This is a genomic window from Desulfosporosinus burensis, from assembly GCF_054657535.1.
Window position 1 is genome coordinate 198,538 of the sequence record NZ_BAAHYN010000002.1, and the last position, 21,335, is coordinate 219,872.

The 21,335-nt window shown below is 41.5% G+C and carries 16 protein-coding genes; 5 read left to right on the forward strand and 11 right to left on the reverse strand.

Annotation, left to right across the window (positions count from 1 at the left end):
- Positions 1 to 184 precede the first annotated feature (184 nt).
- Positions 185 to 955 carry a DUF4367 domain-containing protein gene (locus ACYQ3Q_RS04005; protein ID WP_459927364.1) on the reverse strand — a complete coding sequence of 257 codons (771 nt, stop codon included), beginning with the start codon at positions 953 to 955 and terminating at the stop codon, positions 185 to 187.
- A gap of 6 nt (positions 956 to 961) precedes the next feature.
- Positions 962 to 1,480, reverse strand: coding sequence for an RNA polymerase sigma factor (locus ACYQ3Q_RS04010; RefSeq protein ID WP_459927365.1), 519 nt, complete (start codon positions 1,478 to 1,480; stop codon positions 962 to 964).
- 217 nt (positions 1,481 to 1,697) lie between these two features.
- Here ACYQ3Q_RS04010 and ACYQ3Q_RS04015 point away from each other — a divergent pair, with 217 nt between their 5' ends.
- Positions 1,698 to 2,306 (forward strand): hypothetical protein, encoded by a 609-nt coding sequence (locus ACYQ3Q_RS04015; RefSeq protein ID WP_459927366.1) that lies wholly within the window; start codon positions 1,698 to 1,700, stop codon positions 2,304 to 2,306.
- Between the two features lie 224 nt (positions 2,307 to 2,530).
- Here the strand turns inward: ACYQ3Q_RS04015 and ligA are convergent, their stop codons facing one another.
- From ligA to ACYQ3Q_RS04040, 5 genes are all read right to left on the reverse strand, one after another.
- Positions 2,531 to 4,513, reverse strand: coding sequence for an NAD-dependent DNA ligase LigA (ligA, locus tag ACYQ3Q_RS04020; protein WP_459927367.1), 1,983 nt, complete (start codon positions 4,511 to 4,513; stop codon positions 2,531 to 2,533).
- Positions 4,514 to 4,667: 154 nt separating this feature from the next.
- The gene (locus ACYQ3Q_RS04025) at positions 4,668 to 5,600 is read right to left on the reverse strand and encodes a putative manganese-dependent inorganic diphosphatase (protein ID WP_459927368.1); all 933 of its coding nucleotides are present in this window, start codon (positions 5,598 to 5,600) and stop codon (positions 4,668 to 4,670) included.
- A 61-nt stretch (positions 5,601 to 5,661) separates the two neighbouring features.
- The gene (locus tag ACYQ3Q_RS04030) at positions 5,662 to 9,012 is read right to left on the reverse strand and encodes a UvrD-helicase domain-containing protein (RefSeq protein WP_459927369.1); all 3,351 of its coding nucleotides are present in this window, start codon (positions 9,010 to 9,012) and stop codon (positions 5,662 to 5,664) included.
- Positions 9,013 to 9,482: 470 nt separating this feature from the next.
- Positions 9,483 to 10,874: an asparagine--tRNA ligase gene (asnS, locus tag ACYQ3Q_RS04035; RefSeq protein ID WP_459927370.1), complete on the reverse strand. Its 1,392-nt coding sequence runs from the start codon at positions 10,872 to 10,874 to the stop codon at positions 9,483 to 9,485.
- Between the two features lie 103 nt (positions 10,875 to 10,977).
- Positions 10,978 to 12,996, reverse strand: coding sequence for a methyl-accepting chemotaxis protein (locus ACYQ3Q_RS04040; protein ID WP_459927371.1), 2,019 nt, complete (start codon positions 12,994 to 12,996; stop codon positions 10,978 to 10,980).
- Positions 12,997 to 13,575: 579 nt separating this feature from the next.
- Between ACYQ3Q_RS04040 and ACYQ3Q_RS04045 the strand changes: the two genes are divergently transcribed.
- Entirely contained in the window at positions 13,576 to 13,809 is a 234-nt protein-coding gene (locus ACYQ3Q_RS04045; RefSeq protein WP_459927372.1) for a DUF2249 domain-containing protein, read from the forward strand.
- 3 nt (positions 13,810 to 13,812) lie between these two features.
- Here the strand turns inward: ACYQ3Q_RS04045 and ACYQ3Q_RS04050 are convergent, their stop codons facing one another.
- Positions 13,813 to 14,292 carry a 2-thiouracil desulfurase family protein gene (locus tag ACYQ3Q_RS04050; RefSeq protein WP_459927373.1) on the reverse strand — a complete coding sequence of 160 codons (480 nt, stop codon included), beginning with the start codon at positions 14,290 to 14,292 and terminating at the stop codon, positions 13,813 to 13,815.
- Between the two features lie 121 nt (positions 14,293 to 14,413).
- On the reverse strand, positions 14,414 to 16,186 hold the full coding sequence (locus tag ACYQ3Q_RS04055; RefSeq protein WP_459927577.1) for a MutS family DNA mismatch repair protein: 1,773 nt from the start codon (positions 16,184 to 16,186) through the stop codon (positions 14,414 to 14,416).
- A 433-nt stretch (positions 16,187 to 16,619) separates the two neighbouring features.
- Here ACYQ3Q_RS04055 and ACYQ3Q_RS04060 point away from each other — a divergent pair, with 433 nt between their 5' ends.
- Positions 16,620 to 17,972, forward strand: coding sequence for an ATP-binding protein (locus tag ACYQ3Q_RS04060; protein WP_459927374.1), 1,353 nt, complete (start codon positions 16,620 to 16,622; stop codon positions 17,970 to 17,972).
- A 52-nt stretch (positions 17,973 to 18,024) separates the two neighbouring features.
- On the opposite strand, the gene ACYQ3Q_RS04065 is transcribed toward ACYQ3Q_RS04060, so the two are convergent.
- Complete coding sequence (locus tag ACYQ3Q_RS04065; protein ID WP_459927375.1) at positions 18,025 to 18,525, reverse strand: GNAT family N-acetyltransferase; 501 nt, start codon at positions 18,523 to 18,525, stop codon at positions 18,025 to 18,027.
- A 115-nt stretch (positions 18,526 to 18,640) separates the two neighbouring features.
- The gene (locus ACYQ3Q_RS04070; RefSeq protein ID WP_034143132.1) at positions 18,641 to 18,880 is read right to left on the reverse strand and encodes a DUF2164 domain-containing protein; all 240 of its coding nucleotides are present in this window, start codon (positions 18,878 to 18,880) and stop codon (positions 18,641 to 18,643) included.
- Positions 18,881 to 19,021: 141 nt separating this feature from the next.
- Between ACYQ3Q_RS04070 and ACYQ3Q_RS04075 the strand changes: the two genes are divergently transcribed.
- Complete coding sequence (locus ACYQ3Q_RS04075) at positions 19,022 to 19,378, forward strand: carboxymuconolactone decarboxylase family protein (protein WP_459927376.1); 357 nt, start codon at positions 19,022 to 19,024, stop codon at positions 19,376 to 19,378.
- A 221-nt stretch (positions 19,379 to 19,599) separates the two neighbouring features.
- Entirely contained in the window at positions 19,600 to 21,213 is a 1,614-nt protein-coding gene (locus tag ACYQ3Q_RS04080; RefSeq protein WP_459927377.1) for an ABC-F family ATP-binding cassette domain-containing protein, read from the forward strand.
- Positions 21,214 to 21,335: the final 122 nt, after the last annotated feature.

Below are 21,335 nucleotides of genomic sequence, written 5' to 3' on the forward strand. Positions count from 1 at the left end.
AACAAATATAGGGGACAGGGGCAAGAAATATTGAATATAAGACGTGTTTTGGGGACGGTCCTTTCGTGTTTTGGGGACGTCCTTTTAACACACCTTAACGTGTGTTAAAAGGACCGTCCCCAAACACCAAGAACCGTCCCAAAAATACCACTAAGAAATACTACGATTTTTGCCGTGGTATTTCTTAGTTAATGGAATTTGCCATCTTAGTAATTTCTTCTTCAGTTATTACCCCTGTGATTTGCAGTAGGAGATTTCTCACTTGCCAATTCAAGGTATTCAAGGTATTCAAGCCATTCTTACTCAGATACATAATAGCTGGGCTACCGTTCACTATTAGGTCTTTTACGCTTGTATCATCTGTATCATATAATGTTCCCCGTGAAGTTCCTTTAGCGTTATCTTGTTGTCTAAAAACAACGACCTTGTTATTAAGATTATATTCAATTGTGACTTGGTAAACCTTGACCCCTACAGATGTAAGTATAACTCGTCTAATGTTAGCTCCAGGAGGGAGATAAGTTGGAATAGCTAATTTAAAGTGAGTCGCAGTTTTGGCTTGATCCAGAGTTACTTCTTCCTCAACAAGATCACCTAAATCCTGTATCTTTGGCATCGGAGGCTCATTAACCTGGTGGTAAGTTTCAGTCATATTTCTAGTGGTTTTTCCAACGACATAACTAAAAAATTTAGCAATACTCTTCCCAACCGCATTCGCATTATGTGGATATAAAAAGTTTATAGAACTCACTAATATCAGAACTGTAGCAACCATAGCTATTCCTTTTCGATTGATGACTGTTTTTGGTATTTGAGGAATATCATCCTCTACATTAATTCGATTCTTAATCTTCTGCCATTGATCATCTATATTCGGAATCTCAATCTCGGAAGCTAACTCTTTTGACAAATGATTTATTATTATTTCGTCAAGCTCTATTTCAGATAAGCTCACTTAAGTTCAACCTCCCAAATTTTGATTAAGATCCTTATCTATCAAGTTTCTAAATTTCTCTTTTGCTCTATGTAGTCTTACTTTAGCATTTGAGAGATTAATATCTAATAACATAGCAATCTGATGCAAGGTTAAATCGGCATAATACTTGAGCACTAAAATCTCATGTTCTTTTTTATTTAGTCTTTTAAGGACATTATTGATGTCCTCTTTAAGTTCTATATCATTTTCAAGACTACTATCAGACAGCATGCCTAGGTGCAAATCAGTTAATAAAGTAATCTTATCATTGTTTTTATTATTTAACATTCGTTTAGCTTCATTTAGAGCTATAGAAATAACCCATGAAGCAAATTTATCTTTAAATTCTAGCTGATTAAGTTTATTATACGCTATTACAAAGGCCTGTTGGACAGCATCCTCTGATATATATTTATCTTTAGTATAATAATATACTGTTTGATAGACTCTTTCATAAGTCTGCTTGGCTAGAATTTCAAAGATTTCTAAGTCCTTACTTGACAATTTATCCGCCTCCTGAAACTATTAATTCTAGTAATTTTTATTAAAACCTCCTAAATATTTAAATTTTTATAAATTTAGTGTAACCTTATGGCATATTTAATCCCTCTATATAGAGAGGGGGATACAAAAATAATTTTAGAAGAGTTAGGGTGAGTTTAAGCAAGTAATGGAGTGAAGTAATCTTCTACCCTGGAATTTAAAAGAGGTGATTTTGATATTGTCAAAATTAAAGATATTATTTTTTATAGTATTGTTAAGTCTAATAGTAACCGGCTGTTCAACAACTGAAGCTAATCAAACAAGAAAGAAACTTAATCTTCTTGACTCTACGATAAGGACCCACCTTTCTAAAGAGCATTCAACCCTAAAGGTTAGTCAGTTAAAGATAATATCAATGATCGAAACTCCAGAAGGAGACTTAATTCAGATTTTGTTTGAGGGTAACGGTGATGAATATATTGGCTTTTTACAAATATCAAAAAACATCGACTTCAGTGAAGTAGTTTTTAGCAATATAAGACCAAGTAACAAAAACACACCGTTTGATGTTCACTTTATGACTTCATTCATGAAAAAATTAAACGAAGAAATACCTTACATATTCCTGGGAGGAGTTATAAATGATAAGAACATTAAGGAGATGCAGATAATTTTTGATGATACTGCGATCATCTATTTAGTATTTTATGAACATCAAGAAACTTATAACTATGCCAGAATAGGGTCTAACGCTGGAGTCAAACAAATTATTGCCAAAGACAACGAAGGTAAAGGCCTTTTTAGCTATCCACCTTATCTAAATATGCAAGTTGGGGAGGGTTTTTGACTTGCAGATAGGCCAGGTGGTGACGGTTTGTGACTTGCATAAAATGCGTTTCAAGAACCTTGCCCACTTCCTTACTTAAAGCGTGTTAAAAGGACCGTCCCCTTAACACGCCCTTAACACGTTAACACGCCACCCTTAACACACCCTTAACACGTTAAAAAGAGCATCCTCGTAACACGTGTAAAAGCCGGTTTCTCACATTATGGAGAAACCGGCTTTCACTATTAATGCTTAATCATCTGTTCAAATTCCTCTTCGGTCAAGATAGGTACTCCCAGTCCCTGGGCTTTCACTAACTTTGAGCCAGCTTTTTCTCCCGCGACGACGAAGGCGGTCTTCTTGCTAACACTACTTGCCGCTTTTCCACCATACTCCTCGATCATTGTTTCGATCTCCCGCCGTTCCCAGCGCTCTAGAGAACCGGTCACGACGATGCTTTTACCCGCAAATATCTGTGGTTTGGTCGAGGTTCCTGCGGTCATATTCACACCGGCTGCACGCAATTTTGCCACAAAATCTCCCGTACTCTCCAGGCTGAAAAACTGCACCAGACTTTCCGCCATTGCTGGTCCAATGTCCGGTATCGCTTGTAACTCCTCTAGGGTGGCCTCCTGCAGTTTTTCCATCGAACCAAACGTCTGAGCTAAAATCTTCCCTGCTTTTTCCCCAGTGTGACGGATTCCCAAGGCGAAAATCAACGGTGCCAGTCCGCGCTCTTTGCTGTCTTCAATGGCCTTCAGCAAATTCTCTGCCGATTTTTTCCCCATCCGTTCCACAGGGGTTAAAGCATCGAACGTCATTGAATAAAGATCAGCCGCATCTTTGATCAACCCCGCCTCTAGGAGTTGTTGAACAACTGCGGGTCCTAGTCCTTCAATTGCCATGGCATCTCGCGAGACGTAATGAATAATCCCCTCACGTTGTTGGGCAGGGCAGATAATACTTTGACAACGGTACGCCGCTTCCCCTTCCTCACGCAAAACCGGACTTTGACATTCTGGACAGAGATCTGGCATTTCAAAAAGCCTTTCCTCACCGGTGCGTTTTTCGGGTAACGCTCGGACAACCTCTGGAATTACATCTCCTGCTTTATGCAAGAGTACATAATCTCCGATACGGATATCCTTATCCCGAATGTTATCTAGATTATGAAGTGTGGCACGACTCACTGTGGACCCTGCCACGGAAACTGCTTTCAGTACGGCGGTGGGCGTTAAAACTCCAGTACGCCCTACTCGGATGATAATATCCTCAACGACCGTTTCAACCTGTTCCGCCGGAAATTTATATGAAATCGCCCAGCGCGGACTTTTGGCTGTAAAGCCAAGTTCCTGTTGAAGGTCAAACTCATTCACTTTAATTACCAGACCGTCGATATCATATGGGAAGCGGTGACGCTCTGCTGCCATTTCTTCACAATATGTAATTACCTCTTCGATATCACTAAATACTTTATACTCAGGGTTTACCACAAACCCCTGTTCTTTTAAATAGGTGAGCACATCTAATTGATTATGTAATCCCAACTCTCTGGCTGATAAAACTTGATAGGCAAAGTAGTCTAGTTTACGCTCGGCAGTGATTCGAGAGTTCAGTTGACGCAATGACCCTGCTGCAGCATTACGCGGATTGGCAAATATGGATTGCCCTTCCTCTTCACGTTCTTGATTTAAACGAGCAAAGGAAGCTTTAGGCATATACCCTTCTCCCCGCACACTTAACCTTGGAACTGCCTTATTTAAACGCAGAGGAATTGAACCCATGGTTTTAACATTAGCGGTGATATCTTCTCCGATAGAACCGTCTCCCCGAGTTGCTCCACGCACCATAAGCCCTTCCTCATAGGTTAGAGCGACTGTTAAACCATCGATTTTAAGTTCAACTACATAGTTCACTGAGGCGGCTACCTGACGTACGCGTCGATCAAACTCTCGTAAATCTCCTGGAGCAAAGGCATTGTCTAAACTAAGGAGAGGTTCCAAATGCCGCACCTTCGTGTATTCTTTGGCGACCTCTCCCCCAACCCGTTGAGTCGGAGAATCCGGAGTTACCCAGTCTGGATGCTTGGCTTCTAAGTTCAGGAGCTCTTGCATTAAAGTATCGTATTCTGCATCTGTGATGTGTGGCTGGTCAAGCCCATAATACTGCTTATTAGCCTCTTCAAGTTCCCTGCGAAGCGTGGCTAAGCGCTCGAATTCATCCTGCACTGAAATCTCTCCGATCCTCGTCTCTCTAAACGTTAATCAATAACCCTAAAACAATAGCACAAGGCTTTCAAAGTTAATGACTTAGTAAGCTTATTACTATTTTTCCCACAATACTACTACTTAACTCATTAACTCATTGCCTAGGTACAAATAATTAAGCTTGGAAATATGTCGTCATTTGTGGTACGACTTGCTTCTTACGAGAAAGCACTCCTGGAAGATCAACACTGCCATTGACAATTTCTTTGCCGAAGGCTTTAGCTACTTCTTCTGGGTTGTCCCCTTTTACGATCAGCTCTGTGGTATCTGTTAAAATATCCGTGATCATCAAGCAGAGATAACGCATATCTTGAGCCACACGATGTGCTTCAATGGCTGCAGTTAAGTTTGCCCGAACCTCTTCAAATCCATCCAAACCCATCAGACTTACTTGTCCAACTCCAACTTTGTGAGGACCCATCGTGAAGGCCTTAAGATCTTCTTCAATCATGCTTTGAGGAGTACGCTCAGCAATGTTGGAAGATGCTTTGAACATGTCGATACCAAAGGTCTTAGGATCAACTCCGGCAATAGCAGCCAGTTCAGCAGCAATCGTCTTATCCAATTCAGTGCAGGTTGGAGATTTGAAGATGACAGTATCGGAAAGAATGGCTGCGAGTAAAATGCCAGCAATCGCTTTTTCAGGAACTAAGCCTTTTTCCTTGTATTCTTGAGCTACAATCGTGCATGTGGAACCTACGGGCTCAATACGAACATAAAGGGGTTCCGAAGTTTGGAAGCCGCCCACTTTATGATGATCAACAATTTGCACGAGCTGAGCTTGATCTGCACCAGCAACCGCTTGACCATACTCATTGTGGTCGACGAGAATCAATTTTTGTTTAGCTTCTATGGACTCTAATACTTCAGGAATAGCTACTCCATAATAATTGAGCACATACTCAGTCTCTTTATTGAGTTTTCCGGCCGAGCAGGGAACAACATTGTCGGCTCCCATGAGTTCTTTTAAACGAGCCAAAGCGATTGCTGAGCAAACTGAATCTGTATCTGGGCTTTTGTGTCCAACAATATAAATTTTATCTGACATATTTAACACCTAAACCTTTCTTCTCCTCAATTTTGGGAAATGCACCATGGTAAAAAAAATGTCACAGTTTCGTTAACTTGGCATACTCCGCAATTAGTTTCTTGATTCCACCGTCAAAAACAATTGTCAGTTCCGCTTGATTTCCCTCTCCCTTAATGGAGACAATAATCCCTCGACCAAACGTCGCGTGTTCCACTTTTTCTCCTACCTGATGCGCCTCACCCCCTTTAATAACGAGTGTACTTCCAAAATCCTTTTCCCACGACCCTGAACCCAAAGGAATGGTTCGATCCGACATAGAATCCCGTCTCCTCGTTGATTTCGCTGGAGTAGCGAGACGACGTTTTGGTGGATCAAGTGGGTCAATATCCGTCATTAAATCCGACGGAATCTCCATCAAAAAGCGAGAGGGCTGATTGTATTGCGTCTTGCCATAGAGCATCCGCATTTCTGTATTACACAGGTATAGTTTCTCCCTCGCCCGAGTGATAGCGACATAACAAAGTCGGCGTTCTTCCTCTAAAAGAATTGGCTCTATGAGTGAACGGCTACTAGGGAAAATCCCGTCTTCCATACCAACCACTAAAACAACCGGGAATTCTAAACCCTTCGCACTATGCATCGTCATTAAGGCTACTGCCGCCTCTGCTTGATCTAATTCATCAATATCAGCAACCAACGATACTTGTTCTAAGAAACCGCTTAAGCCACGGACAGCTTCCTCTGGTTCAACTCCATCATTTAAGGCATTTTGCTCAGCTTGGGCAGCTTTGGCATCATACTCAGCGGTTACGGACAGAAATTCCATTAGATTTTCTAGCCGAGTCTCCGCTTCAGGTGTGTCTTCAGCCTTAAGGATCGCTTTGTACCCCGTCTTGTTCAGAATCTCTTCTACTAAGTCGGATACACTTGCCTCTCGTGCCAAGTTTAGTAAGCCCTGCATCATTTGGGCAAAGCCTAACAAAGGCTTCTTAGCTCGTGTCGACAAATCCGGAATATACTCTGCCTCCAAAATGGCGTCCAGCACAGGCATTCCTTGTTCATCGGAGTATTCTAAAATCTTTTGCAAAGTGCTGTCTCCAAGGCCGCGCTTGGGCACATTGAGCACACGAGCAAAACTCACTTGATCAGCTGGATTATATAAGACTTTTAAATACGCTAAGATATCTTTGATTTCCATACGTTGATAGAATTTCAGCCCAGAGAAAACGCGATAAGGCGTAGCCGCCTTCATCAGACGCTCCTCTAGAGCCCGTGATTGAGCATTCGTCCGATAAAGAATCGCAAAATCATTAAACGGACGACCTTCTAGCTCATGTAAGCGTTGAATCCGATTAACGACATAGTCCGCTTCATCTCGCTCATCAGATCCCACATAACACACGACGGACTGCCCCTCAGAATTTTCCGTCCAGAGTGACTTCTCTTTACGCGATTCATTATTACTGACCACTGCATTAGCAGCATTAAGGATCTTTTGCGTCGATCGATAATTTTGTTCAAGTTTAATGACTTTGGCTTCTGGATAATCCCGCTCAAAGTCGAGGATATTTTGGATATCCGCCCCGCGCCATCCATAGACGGAATTGTGCACCACAACCCCTTCACATATAAACTGTCTAAGGTCTGGTACGGAGAGATCATAGACATACCCGTCATAGTCTTCTACTTCAACCGCTTCAATCATATCTTCAACAATCCTGCCGTTCTCAAAAACGGGTACACTCATTGTAGGTCTTAAGTGGGCAAAAGGCATAAATCGAAAACTCTCACCATCTGTTAACCTTGCCTTCTTATGGATCTCCAACCCATCTTCAATTTGTGAGAGCTTTTTAGCATACACATCTGCTTCATCATAGATGAGTCTTTCAGTTTCAGTTCTCCATGTATTTCTCTGTCCATCGCGCACTGGAAAACCATTTTCTACTGCTTGATGTCTAAGTTCCTCTCCAGAAGTAATTAACGCAATTCTGTGGCTGCAATAATTAGTCGCTCCCGATTTTCTGCCCGCAAAAAAATTTACATTAACGATTCTTCTTACAGATTGACCCCTAATCACAGCGCTACTGAAATGGTGTGGGTATTCTTCAAAAATCATATGATCTTTCATTATCTTAACAGCTGCTAGGTTAGTATTAACTTCTCTAAATAACTTATCAATATATTCCTGACCTATTACAAGCTTACGTCCAGCTGAGTGAAACACCATTGTCGGAATTCCATAAGTGACAGAAAGTAATTGTTCATAATAAGCAGCTTCTGCTTTGTCCTTGCAAACCTTCAGAATCCACATTTTATCAGCATGTTCACCATTTAGACGAACGAATAATCCGTTGACTATTTCGCCCTTCCTACTTCTTACTCCTTGAGTCTGACCAATTCGGTATCCTATACCACGTTTATACATTAAATAAACGTAATAAACGCCTGGATTAGAGTTAACTCTAGCAAAACCAATATGATTGGGAGTGGCTTTAATTACTTTACCTGTTTGGGTTGTAATTTTTATCACAGGACCTTGGTAGTGTTTCTTTGCTACATGATCGACGGTTCCGTGAATCGTTTCTCCCTGACCAGAGGCGCAGACAAGAGTTTGATTCACTTCGACATCTTCAATGGGAATAGTCCCATGAGGAGTATTCACCTGCATTCCTTGAAGAATGCATTGGTCATCATCTCCCACCACGCAGAGATTCCGATATTCACTCGCCAAAAGTTTGATCAACATATACTGGGCGTGGTTCGTATCTTGGTACTCATCGACCATAATATAGCGGAATTTATCCTGATAATACCGATAGACATGGTTGTTTTGCTGAAAGAGCTGAACTGTAAGCATGATAATATCATCAAAATCAAGCGCATTATTACTCTTGAGTCGTTTCTGATACGAACGATAAATATCCACGACTTTTTGTTCAAAATAACTAGCAGCCTTATAGGAAAATGCTTCGGGATCTTGAAGTTTGTTTTTGGCATCACTAATAACTGCCGCCACACCGCGCACTGGGAATTTCTTTTCATCATAATTTTGTTCTTTTAAGCACGCTTTAAGTATCGACTGTTGATCCCCTGTATCATAAATAACAAAATTCTTCGTATATCCTGGCAAATTATCAATTTCACGTCTCAGAATGCGGACACATGCCGAGTGAAATGTCGTGACCCATAATCCATACCCCTCACTGCCCAGTAAGGTGGCCACTCGTTCCCGCATCTCTTTGGCCGCTTTATTGGTAAATGTAATCGCTAATATCTCACCGGGTTCTACCCCTTGAGCAATCAAATGGGCAATTCTATAGGTAAGCACGCGAGTCTTTCCCGAACCAGCTCCCGCAAGAATTAGAAGCGGCCCCTCTCTATGCTCTGCAGCTTCCCGCTGCACTGGATTCAAATCATCTAACCGGTACATGACCACTTCACCTCACTTCTTGTACTTATTATAACATACTGTACGTCCGACTGTTGCTTGATTTGCTAACAGTCTCTTGCCCTTTAAGATATCACAATAATTATTAGCTATACCTAAAGGTAATGGACATCATAGGACAAACTTTATTACTGGGTTAATGAACGGAATATTACCGAAATCTCCTTGGATAGCTCCGTCCTTGGTGCGTAAAGACCTATAGTTTTGCACATAAAGAGAAAATTTGACACAGAAATTGGTGAGAAGTACTGAAATAAAGACAAATAAATCTTAAGGCAGGTGTCTAATACCTGGATCTTCCTCAAAAAATATCTATCGTGGCATAAGTAACGTTAATGGAGACTTTAAAAAATAAAACAGATGTACCAAATTAGCACACCTGTCCAGAAGAATCACAAAAAACCTCATACTTAACTGACAATACATCTACAACCAGCCTCATAGAAGGACCGCTAAAACTCACAAGAATTCGCCGTTCTCGGGAAAGAGATCACATCGCGGATATTGGACATTCCAGTCAAGTACATGATAACTCGTTCAAAACCCAGGCCGTACCCTGCATGCTTTACGCCACCATATCGTCTAATGTCAAGATACCACCCGTAATCCTCAGGATTCAATCCAGATTCTTGCATTCGACTTTGTAAGATCTCAAGACGTTCTTCACGCTGACTTCCCCCGACGATCTCACCAACTCCTGGAACAAGCAAATCCATGGCTGCCACGGTTTTGTTATCGTCATTTAATCGCATATAGAACGCTTTAATTCCTTTAGGGTAATCTGAGACAAAGACTGGTTTCTTAAAGATCTTTTCTGTCAAGTAACGTTCATGCTCTGTTTGAAGATCCATACCCCAATGAACGGGATACTCAAAGTCCACATCTTCCTTCTCCAACAGTTCTACTGCCTCAGTATAGGTAATATGACCAAACTCGGAGCTTAAGATATTTCCTAACCGATCAAATAAGGTCTTATCGACAAAGCTATTGAAAAATGCCATTTCCTCAGGAGCATTATCCAAAGCATACTGAATGATAAATTTCATCATCTCTTCGGCCAAATTCATATTATCGGTAAGATCCGCAAAGGCAATCTCTGGTTCAATCATCCAAAATTCCGCAGCATGTCTCGCGGTATTGGAATTTTCCGCTCGAAACGTGGGGCCAAACGTATAGACATTGCGAAAAGCCATACAATACGTCTCTACATTGAGCTGACCACTGACCGTTAGGCTGGCAACACGTCCAAAAAAGTCTTTGGAAAAATCAAGGTTGCCCGCCTCGTCCTTAGGTGGTTGAGCCATGTCTAGTGCCGTTACCCGGAACATCTCTCCAGCGCCCTCGGCATCACTGCCGGTAATAATCGGGGTATGCACATAGACATAACCCTTTTCCTGAAAGAATTTGTGAATGGCATAGGCAACCACAGACCTCACCCGAAAGACTGCAGCAAATGTATTCGTTCTGGGGCGCAGATGGGCAATCGTCCGTAAATATTCAAATGTATGCCGCTTCTTCTGGAGAGGATAATCCGCCGCAGACAAGGCCAGAATCTCGATTTTCTCCGCTTTTAATTCAAATGGTTGCTTTGCTCCCGGTGAAGGGACAAGGGTTCCTTGGATACGCAGGGCGGAACTAATCGTAAGCTTCCCAATCTCCATAAAATTTTCAAGACTCTCTTCAAAAACTACCTGAATGTTTTCAAAAAAACTTCCATCATTAATTTCTATGAAGCCAAACGCCTTGGAAGTGCGTACGGTGCGAACCCACCCAGATAGCTCCACCTTTTGATTGAGAAACTGGTCAGTCCCTCTGTAAATTTCCTTAACGGTTGCCAATTGCATAGTTTTCCTCCTCAAGCTACCCAAGAGAGTGTTAAACTCTAAATCAGCTAAATTTGAATATCAATAAGTAGTCTTGTAATTATACCTGATTGGAATCCGAACTTCAAATTACAAACCGCTTACTTTGGGCTTTCAATTCCTCCATCAAGACAATCAACTGTCTCGCACTATCCCGAATCGTACTGATCGTTGCGCTCATTTCTTCCGTTGAAGCGGCTATCTCCTCTGCAGCAGCAGCATCTTCTTGACACATTTCTGAAACCTTATGAACAGACTTAGATACTGCCTGCTCCATCTGAACGACTTGCCGAACTTCACCCTCCATGACCGCCAGCAGTTGACCGATAGTTTGGGTCCCCTGAGAAATCTCCGTGAATTGTCCCAATGCCCGATCCCCAATGCCTGATTGTTCTTCGATTAAGCTGACTGCCTCTTCTGTAGCTCGAGCTGAATCTTCAACATTCAGAGTTACTTCATCGATTAGCTTTGCAATTTGAGAGGCACTTTGCCTTGATCCTTCGGCCAGTTTGCGGACTTCCTCTGCTACAACAGCAAATCCACGTCCTGCTTCCCCAGCGCGAGCTGCCTCAATCGCAGCATTAAGAGCAAGGAGATTCGTCTGGTCTGAAATCTCGGTAATAATTTGGGTAATCCCACGAATTTCTCTCGTCTGCTCTCTCAGAATATGACTTCCCTTTTGGATTTCCTCCACTTTAGCCGTAAAGATATGCATCTTTGCTGCCAGATCCTTTAGTATTTCTTCACCATACAATGTTTGGGCAGTAACTTTAGAGGTACTTCCAGCGACGCGCTCCATATGCCCAGCTAAAATTCGGACACTCTGATTGATGCCTTTACTTTGCACCCCGATCTCACTCGTACTCTCTGCAATTTTCTGAGCACTACTAGCTACCTGACTGACACTTAAAGCAACTTGATCTGCTCCTTCTGAGGTTTGATCGGTTGCAACCGAAATTCCTCTCGTTGATTCCTCTACATGCCTCACAGCTTGATTAATCGAAAAACATATTTCTTTGGTATTATCCAGCATCTTTTTCATTGCATTAGCCAGGGTCTCTAACTCTCCATACGAATTCGTTTTAATATCAATGTTCAAATTACCTGTGGCCAAAACCTCCGCATCTTCCGCTAACTGAATCAACGGCCTGGTAAAGGCTATAGAGACAAAGTATCCAGAAAGCACACCAAAAATAAGGACCAATAATCCCACCATAAATATCCAACGTTTTAAGGAGTTTAACTCTTGCACCACACTTTCGCGAGAGAGTACGGTCTTAATATAGCCCTTTACTTCACCTTGATAGTTTTTAAAAGGAATGAGTAAAACATTCGACTGGCCATCCCCACTGATCGTAAATTGAGCTTGTCCATTAACGAGTGCTTTTACCAATCCTTCCGAGACTGGAAAATTATCTTGTCCAGTACCAGACAGTAACCCTCCATTCTCCTTCACATTTTTAACCATTGAAGTCGATGGATCGAGTAAATAGATAAAATAATCTCCGGGGTTCTTCTTCTGTAAAGCTCTTAAAAAATCATCACCGAAATCCATTCCATATTCGACAGTTCCTACCCACTGATCTTGATACTTGACTGGTACCACCACTCGAAATCCATATCCTTCGACACCCTCTTCTAGCCCTTGCACTATTTTATGTTCTTGATTAGCCGTCACAACCGTAGGCCTAATTTTTGAAAGATCATCCCCGAATTTTTTGGGCGAATGCGCCCGGTAAAACGAAGTGGCTGGTGCAAGATGAAACTGAAGTTGGCTAAAGCCTTCTTTCTTGATCTCTTCAAAAACGGGCTGTACAAGACGTACAATTGAAGCTCTGTCACGTTCTGCTAAGGCCTTTGCCACGTCTGGATTGAGGGTCATCGATAGCACCGAAGACTTCGCGCGATCTAGGCGATTAACGAATTCATCCTGTATTCCCTGTTCCACAAGCTTTTCCGTTTGAAGCTCACTAGTACTAAGCAGCTTCTCGGCATTCCAAAGGCTTGCCCCAGATAACGCTGCCACAACAACAATAACAACCAGACCAGCTAAAAGGGTAATCCGGGTTTTAATTGACATGGAACGTTTGGTCAGTTTAGACATAATAAAACTCCCCCAGCTCTAAATTTGCGACATCTGACTATTAATATTTTTTAAGAACCCCACTTCCGTAAGTGGGGGCTTCGTAAAACTTCAGGGGGGTAGAGCCCCTTCGCTGGCATGTATCAGAAAACAATTAATAAATTATAGCCTCAAAGAGAAGTCATCTCTTCGAGGCTTATATCCAACTTATTTGCCAGGCCAGCTTAATTAATCTGCAACCCCTTTCAAAAAAAATATTTTAAAATACCTTATCTTCTGAACCATCTAAATTTTCCTAATCTTTAACATTTTACACTGGATGATCCAAAATTAATGAAATCCACATGACATAATTTATGTCCCTTAAGCGACATAGTCGGGAAATAAACATAAAGCACCCAAAAACGAAGACCTTGGGTGCTTTATGACCTAGAGAGTATAATTGAAATCACAACTGTATTCGTTTTTTTCAGTACATTTAACTTAAGCCTATCAACCGTCATTAATCTCTAAAAATCTTTGTAAATTCCTCAAATATTATCGTGAAATCTTGACACACTATTCTTAAGATGTGATTTAAGCTTTAAGGAGGAAATCAAAATGACTTCATTCGCGGCCCAAATAGACGTTCGTCAATATGCTCCTAAGGATAAGCAACCTAACATTTTCAGCACGTGGAATAGTCTAAAATCGGGCGAAACAATGGAACTCACCAACGACCATGACCCCAAACCACTTTACTATCTGTTTTCTGCAGAACATGCCGGACTGTTTACTTGGGACTATCTTCAAGAAGGGCCTGACGTTTGGCGAGTCGCTATTACAAAAAAATAAGGGTTAAACTCTTTCTAATAACTCAACTAACCTCTCCTCAGTCAGTTCCTCTTCCGAATAGATCGGGATATTATGCTCTTTCAACAAAGCCGCGGTCACTCCCTGACCTGATATGATCCTGTGTGAAAAGCTTCCATCATAAATACAATTTACGCCACAGGAAGGACTACGCTCCTTGAGAATCGCGGCAGTGACCGGAACTAGCTCGACGATTTTAAGCACTTCTTTGGCCCCCAGGATAAATTCCCAGGTGACTACTTCTCCCTGCTCCCCTTGGGCCACACAATCTCCACTAAGAACACCTTGACCTGTTCCACCGATAATCTCTACGGGCACTCTGGGAGTTGGCAAACCACCTAGTTGCTCTGGGCAAACTGGAATAAACTTTCCCTTGGTACTGTATTTCTGAAGCATCGCATGGGCATTGGTTTTGCCGTCATACTTTGTATTCAGCCCGAGCAAACACGCGCTTACAATAATCATAGTTCTCTCCTCTCTCTACTTAACCTACTCTAGCTAGGAAAGACCATCTAATCAAAACCTGTTAAAAAAATCAATAAATTGAACAATACGCCCTCTCCACAAGCCTAGAGAGGGCGTTCGCCTAATCCGCTGCATCCACCTCAATTCCCGCCATTTTGATTAAATACATCGCATTTCGCGTCGTGGAAATTCCAGCTCTTAGTTTGTAGTCAAACTGAATTTCATCGTTTTTATAATACTCTCGGAAATGATAGTTTCGAATTTTTCGGTCGTTTTCTCGCTCGAGGTCTCCGAGTTCCAAATCGTGGGTTGAAACCATTCCCATCGAACCAACCTTGCTTAGTTGCCGAATTAACACCTTGGCTCCTGCATGACGGTCCTGGGAATTGGTCCCTTTAAAAATCTCATCTAACAAAAAGAAAACGTTCTTATCCGTCTTCGATGCACTGACAATCTGCTTGATTCGCAATAATTCCGCATAGAACGAAGAGATATTTTCCCCAAGGTTATCACTCACTCGCATACATGTATAAATTTCCAGCATGGAACAGCTAAAGGACTGAGCATATACGGGTGCCCCTGTATAGGCCAAGACGAGGTTGATACCTACCGTCCGAAGTAACGTGCTCTTGCCAGACATGTTGGAACCCGTTATTAACAATATTCCGGACCGCTTCTCGATCGCTACGTCATTACATACGGACTCTTTCAAAAGCGGGTGTCCCATTTTGATTGCCACAATACCTGGTTTTTGTGGGCTGATCTCTGGGAATCCCCAGTCTAGATGATCGAAATGAATAATTGATAAACTGGATAGAGCCTCCAATTCAGCGATCGTCTCCACCCACCGAACTAAAGAACGACCTGATTTTTCTTTCCAAGATTCCAAAGCGATCATGCATTGGATATCCCACAGCGTTAGAATATTAATGACTAAGAACATGGCGTTATTACGGTTTGCTATTAGATCGGCCAAGCGTGCAAGTTTTTGGATCTGTTCAGAAGCAGATTTACCCTCACGATCGCGTAAGCCTTTTTTCAGAGACTGAAGGTATTTCGACTGAAAGGATCGTTTTTCGAACCGCTCTAACATCTTTTCATAAATCTTTAGACTTTCCCGATAAGAGTAAACCGCATTGAGCACCTTACCTCTTTGCTTTCCCTGTAAGAGAATGAGCGACTGAATTATAATACCCGCCAGTGGGAACCAAAAGGAAACTTTGCTAGTCAAAATATAAAGCAGCAAAAATAGGATCGTAATGATCGGAAGCGCACGTCCTAGAATTAGTACTCTAACCCTCAGATAGCTAGAGTCGAAGGCCTTCGCCCATTCGATAATGGCTTGTGGAGAGTTCAGCGTACCCTTTGACATGCTGGCATCCGCTAAAAACCGCTGTCGCCAAGCCAAATTCCTCGCCACTTCTTTGATGGCTTTTTGTTTTTCCAGGATCGAATCAATCTCGACTGGGGGCTTGGACAACCACTCTTTCAGCGTTTCCCTTCCCCTAAAAGTCTTTGCTGTATTAATCCATTGAAACAAGGAACCAAAGCCAAAAAGATCGAGATCATCCGAATAGGGGTGAGCAGGATCTTTAAAGTCGTCTCCTGCATCTAAGAAGGATTTCCATTCGCCGGCTAAGCGCTTCAAGGCTTGCTCATAGTTTTCATAAAGTAAGCGAATATAACTTTGGCGCTTTCTTAAAGTATGGTGCCAAATAACCAAGGCGGCAAATGACAGTACTGTAAAAGCCACCATACCCACCCCCAAAGAAGCACTACGCTTCCAATAAAAAAATACAGCCAGCCCACTGCCAGCCAAGAACGTCAAAAGTCTTATATTGCTTAAACGGTTAATTTTGTGGGTTAGGTTTTCCAACCGTCGTGCATAATACATCTTTCGTTTTTCATACTGTTCTTTTGGTTCTCTCAAATCTTAACTACCCCCAATTCTTCGTCAATGAAATACTCCAATCTTCAACGATTCCTTTCTTGATTACTTCATCTATTTGATTGACTTCAGGTCACGCATAATTAATGTTTACACTAAAACTCTTCAATTGATATACTCATTCCTTGTTTCCTCTAAGGATTGCTTAATAACTGCATTTAAATTGTATATTAGTATTATACACCACCCGAACAATCATTGCCACATCTTGGAATTCATTAATTCCAAGCTACTTAATCGGTTTCCATATCAATTTTATCCGATCAAGAATCTTAAACTTTTCGCTTTAGACTCATAACAAGATCTAGAATAACCTTTATTTTTCCCTTCTTTCTTTCTTAATACTCGAATGCTATACTTGTTTACTGGAGGGATTATTATGCAACACAGCAATTTATCATCAACTTTACTAGCAATGGATTCTCTTTCAATTTACAGAGGACTCTTAGAGAATAGGGTATTAAGTAAGTTGAAAACACTGCTCATTTTATTAAACAAAGCCAATATTGAGCTTCGAGAGCTTATCAACTCCTATCATGAATTTTACTTTGAACTTGCTCGAGAAAACAGTACTACTATGTCACTTAAAGATTATCTTCTCGAGCAAATAATCTTTGATGAAAATCCATTCACCTTTCAACAGCAAGCTGGCCAGATTAAATACTCCAATCAGGTACTTGAACAAGCTGCGGCCCAAGATTTAAAAGGTCTTCAACTTATAGCACAGCTTGATCCTGCTTTAGTTAAAGCTCACTTAACCGAGCTATTCAAAAATGACTCCAATAATGCTCTCATTCAGGAACTGCCCGAGTGGGTTCTTGAAACCCAAACTCATACTCTTTCCAACCATCTTAATCACATAAAAGCACACCTGAATTCCTGCCAGCACTGGCAGGACAGTCTAGACGAGCTCAAAACGTTCCATAAACATTACGGTTGTGGATTATTCGCGCGCTATTTTGCCTTTGTTTGGGAAAGAATTGACGGCTCAGGTTACATCAGGGGAATCGATAGCCCCGATCCTATCACTTTAGACGAATTAGTGGAGTACCAAAATGAACGTTCCAGAGTCATCGAAAATACTCTTCAATTTCTGAAGGACTTTCCCTCGAACAATGTTCTGCTCTATGGAGATCGCGGTACCGGAAAGTCCTCAACAGTTAAGGCCATACTTAATGAATATCATACCCAAGGCCTTCGTATGTTAGAGGTCCCCAAGGCCTATCTTGCCGACTTTCCCCTAATTATTAGACAGTTAAAAAATCGAACTCAAAAATTCATCATCTTCGTAGATGATCTGGTATTTGGAGATAATGAGGAAAACTATACTTCGCTGAAGGCCGTACTTGAAGGTGGCCTAGAAAGCAAAACCTCTAACATTCTCATTTATGCCACCTCTAACCGCAGACATTTAGTTAAAGAGTATTTCAAGGAAAGAGCGGGTTTGCAATCAAACAACCATGATGAAGAAGTACACGCAGGTGACACCATGCAAGAAAAACTCTCTTTAGCAGATCGATTTGGCATCAATGTTGTTTTCTCTTCACCCGATCAAAACCGCTATTTAAAAATAGTTGAAGGGATTGCCACTAGTAGACATTTAAGCATCGACAAAGAACGCTTGCAAAGAGAGGCTTTGCAATGGGCACTATGGTATAATGGCCGTTCAGCAAGGACAGCAAGGCAGTTTGTCGATTGGATCGAAGGACATGAGGTCTTTGAAAATCAATGAGCTTACCCGCCTCAAGTGAATCTCCCCCTTTAGCCATACCTGTAAGACTTCCTTACTTAGTCCCCACCACTTCGCTCCTGCGTTCCACCTGCACAACATCGCGCCAAGTACCGTTGTTCATTTTCCCAAGCTTCTCACGTCGGCCAACTTGGCGAAAACCGCATTTTTTATGTAAGGCTAAACTTGCCCCATTTTCTGGGAAGATGCCTGACTGTAACGTCCAGAAACCGTTTTCCTCAGAACACCCAATCAATTCTTTCATAAGCCCAAATCCGATCCCTTGGCCACAATAGTCTTGGGCCAGATAAATACTTACTTCCGCAACACCCGTATAAACACATCGACTGGAAACTAGACTCAGAGCAGCCCATCCCAAAACCTTACCCTCGCCTACAACAACTAATCGACAGCTCTTAACATGAGCAACATCCCACACTTCCCAACTTGGCGCTTCAGTCTCGAAGGTAGAGTTACCCGAATTGATCCCTTCGATGTAAATATCTCTTACTTGTTCCCAATCAGTTTCAGACATTTCTCTAATTTGATAGCTCATTAAAATCCCTCTCCATCTCGTCCAGTATTATTTCCAATCGGGATACTCCACTTCTACAACTGGGAGTGTTGCCCTTTACCCTTTTTTAAATGTTCAACTGTATTTAACGAGTTCATTATCTTGGCCGTTTCTCAAGACCGAGTAAATCCTCGATTCGTTCATTCATATAAGTGTACGAATCCTCGATCCCTCTGTTATATATGTAAGGTCCAATTTCATTGATAATAAAGTCAAGTAGCAATTCAGCTCCTAAATGGTTGATTTCTTCATTCCTCTCATTCCAGAAATACCTTCTAATAGTCTCCACAAGCACCGTTCTGACTTCTTTTTTAAGTTCTATTTCCATTTTCGGCATTTGACTCTCTCCTTTTAATTCACTAAATCCATTCTAACTTATCTGAGATTAGATACGCAAAACAATCATAACCTATCTTCAGGTATGCATAAAGCTTCAGGTACTAGAGAATAATGTTAAAAACAGGAAGGGGAACCTCGCATGGATGACTCTTTTGATAACATAGACAGTACAGAGCTTAATTTAAAGTATTTTACGGAACATCACGAGAGTATTTATAAGGCCTACGAAACGTATGGTCGATTAATACACGAAGAAGGTGGTCCGTTAGATGAAAAAACTTGCTGGTTAATTAAAGTTGCCTTGTCCACAGAGTGCCAGTATCCCAGGGCCCTAAGAACTCATATTTATAAAGCCTTAAGCAGTGGTTGCACAAAGGAAGAAATTGAACATGCCATTCTCTTAGTGGCTCCCAGTGCTGGATTTCCAAGAACAATGTCTGGTATACTAGCCCTGAGAAGTCTCTTGAATGAAGCTGAAACAAGCTCGATTCACTAAAATTTAACCAAGCACCAGCTTAATAACCGGAAAAACTTTAGGTTCGATTAGATTAAATTCGACTAAATTATGTTAGAATTCTAAGCCCTCTACCATTGATTAAGGTATGAGGGCTTGCTTAATTCTTCCATTCCCACTTTTATCAATCTATATCTTCTTGTAAAAAAATGATATACTATAACCTTGATATAAGTAAATCTATAATAAAGGAACGATTAAAAATGATTAGTACCAGTGGGTTAACTTTAAGATTTGGTAAACGGGCATTATTTGAAGATGTTAATGTAAAATTTCTTCCAGGAAATTGTTACGGCTTAATTGGGGCCAATGGCGCAGGAAAATCAACCTTTTTAAAAATATTATCGGGTGAAATAGACTCTTCGAGCGGAGATGTCATCTTAACACCTGGTGAACGAATCGGCGTCCTAAAACAAGATCACTTCGAATTTGAAGAATCCGAAGCGTTGCAAACTGTCATAATGGGGCACGCCAGGTTATTTGAGATCATGCAAGAGAAAGACGCTCTCTATGCCAAACCGGACTTTTCAGAAGAAGATGGCATTAGGGCATCCATACTCGAGGGAGACTTTGCAGAACTTAATGGTTGGCAAGCAGAGGCTGAGGCCTCAGAACTCTTAATGGGACTAGGAATCGGCAAAGATCTCCAGAGTTCCAAAATGAAAGAACTGAGCGGCAACGAAAAAGTTCGTGTTTTGCTTGCTCAAGCGCTCTTTGGTAACCCGAACATTCTTTTACTCGATGAGCCAACCAACCATCTTGACCTTAATTCGATTGCATGGCTGGAAAACTTCCTCTACAATTACGAGAATACCGTCATTGTCGTTTCGCACGACCGCCATTTTTTAAACAAAGTATGCACGCACATCGCCGACATCGACTTTGGGAAGGTCCAACTGTACGTAGGTAACTATGACTTCTGGTATGAATCAAGTCAACTAGCCCTCAGACTGATGAGAGAAGCAAATCGTAAAAAAGAAGATAAAATTGAAGAGCTCCAAAAATTTATTCAACGCTTTAGCTCCAATGCCTCCAAAGCAAAGCAAGCAACCTCCCGTAAAAAACAACTCGATAAACTGACCCTCGATGATATTAAACCGTCCTCCCGTAAATATCCCTATATCGCTTTCACTCCAGACCGAGAAGCGGGCAATAACATTTTGACCGTCAAGAACTTGAGCGTGAGCATTGATGGCCAAAAAGTACTTGATAACCTCTCGTTTATGATGAATAAAGGGGATAAAATTGCCTTTGTTGGTCCGGACGGCAATGCCAAGACTACCTTATTTAAAGTTTTAATGGGTGAAATCGAGCCTGATGAAGGGGAAATCAATTGGGGAATTACAACGACCCAAGCCTACTTCCCTCAAGATAACTCCGCTTATTTTGATACTGATCTTAATCTTGTCGATTGGCTTAGACAATTTTCTAAAGACCCAGATGAATCTTTCGTGCGAGGATTTCTTGGCAGAATGCTTTTCTCCGGAGATGAATCCCAAAAATCGGCCCGCGTGCTTTCTGGGGGAGAAAAGGTACGCTGTATGGTATCCAGAATGATGCTAAGTGGCGCGAATGTTCTCTTATTAGACGAGCCTACCAACCACCTTGATATGGAATCCATTACAGCTCTCAATAATTCCCTAACCAACCTTGATGGAAATATCCTCTTCGTATCCCAAGATCACCAGTTTGTCCAAACCATCGCTAACCGGATTATTGAGATCACACCGAAAGGACTCCTCGATCGACAAATGACCTTTGATGAATATCTAGAAAATGAAGATGTTAAGGCCTTACTAGCAGAAATGTATGCTTAACAAGCCGCAATCATCGATGAAATATTCGGTATGTTAGCAAGTTTAAAATAATAATTTGACATCAATAGTTTTTTTAGTTATACTGATGAAAGCTCGTTAAAACTAGTGGATTTAAGCAAACC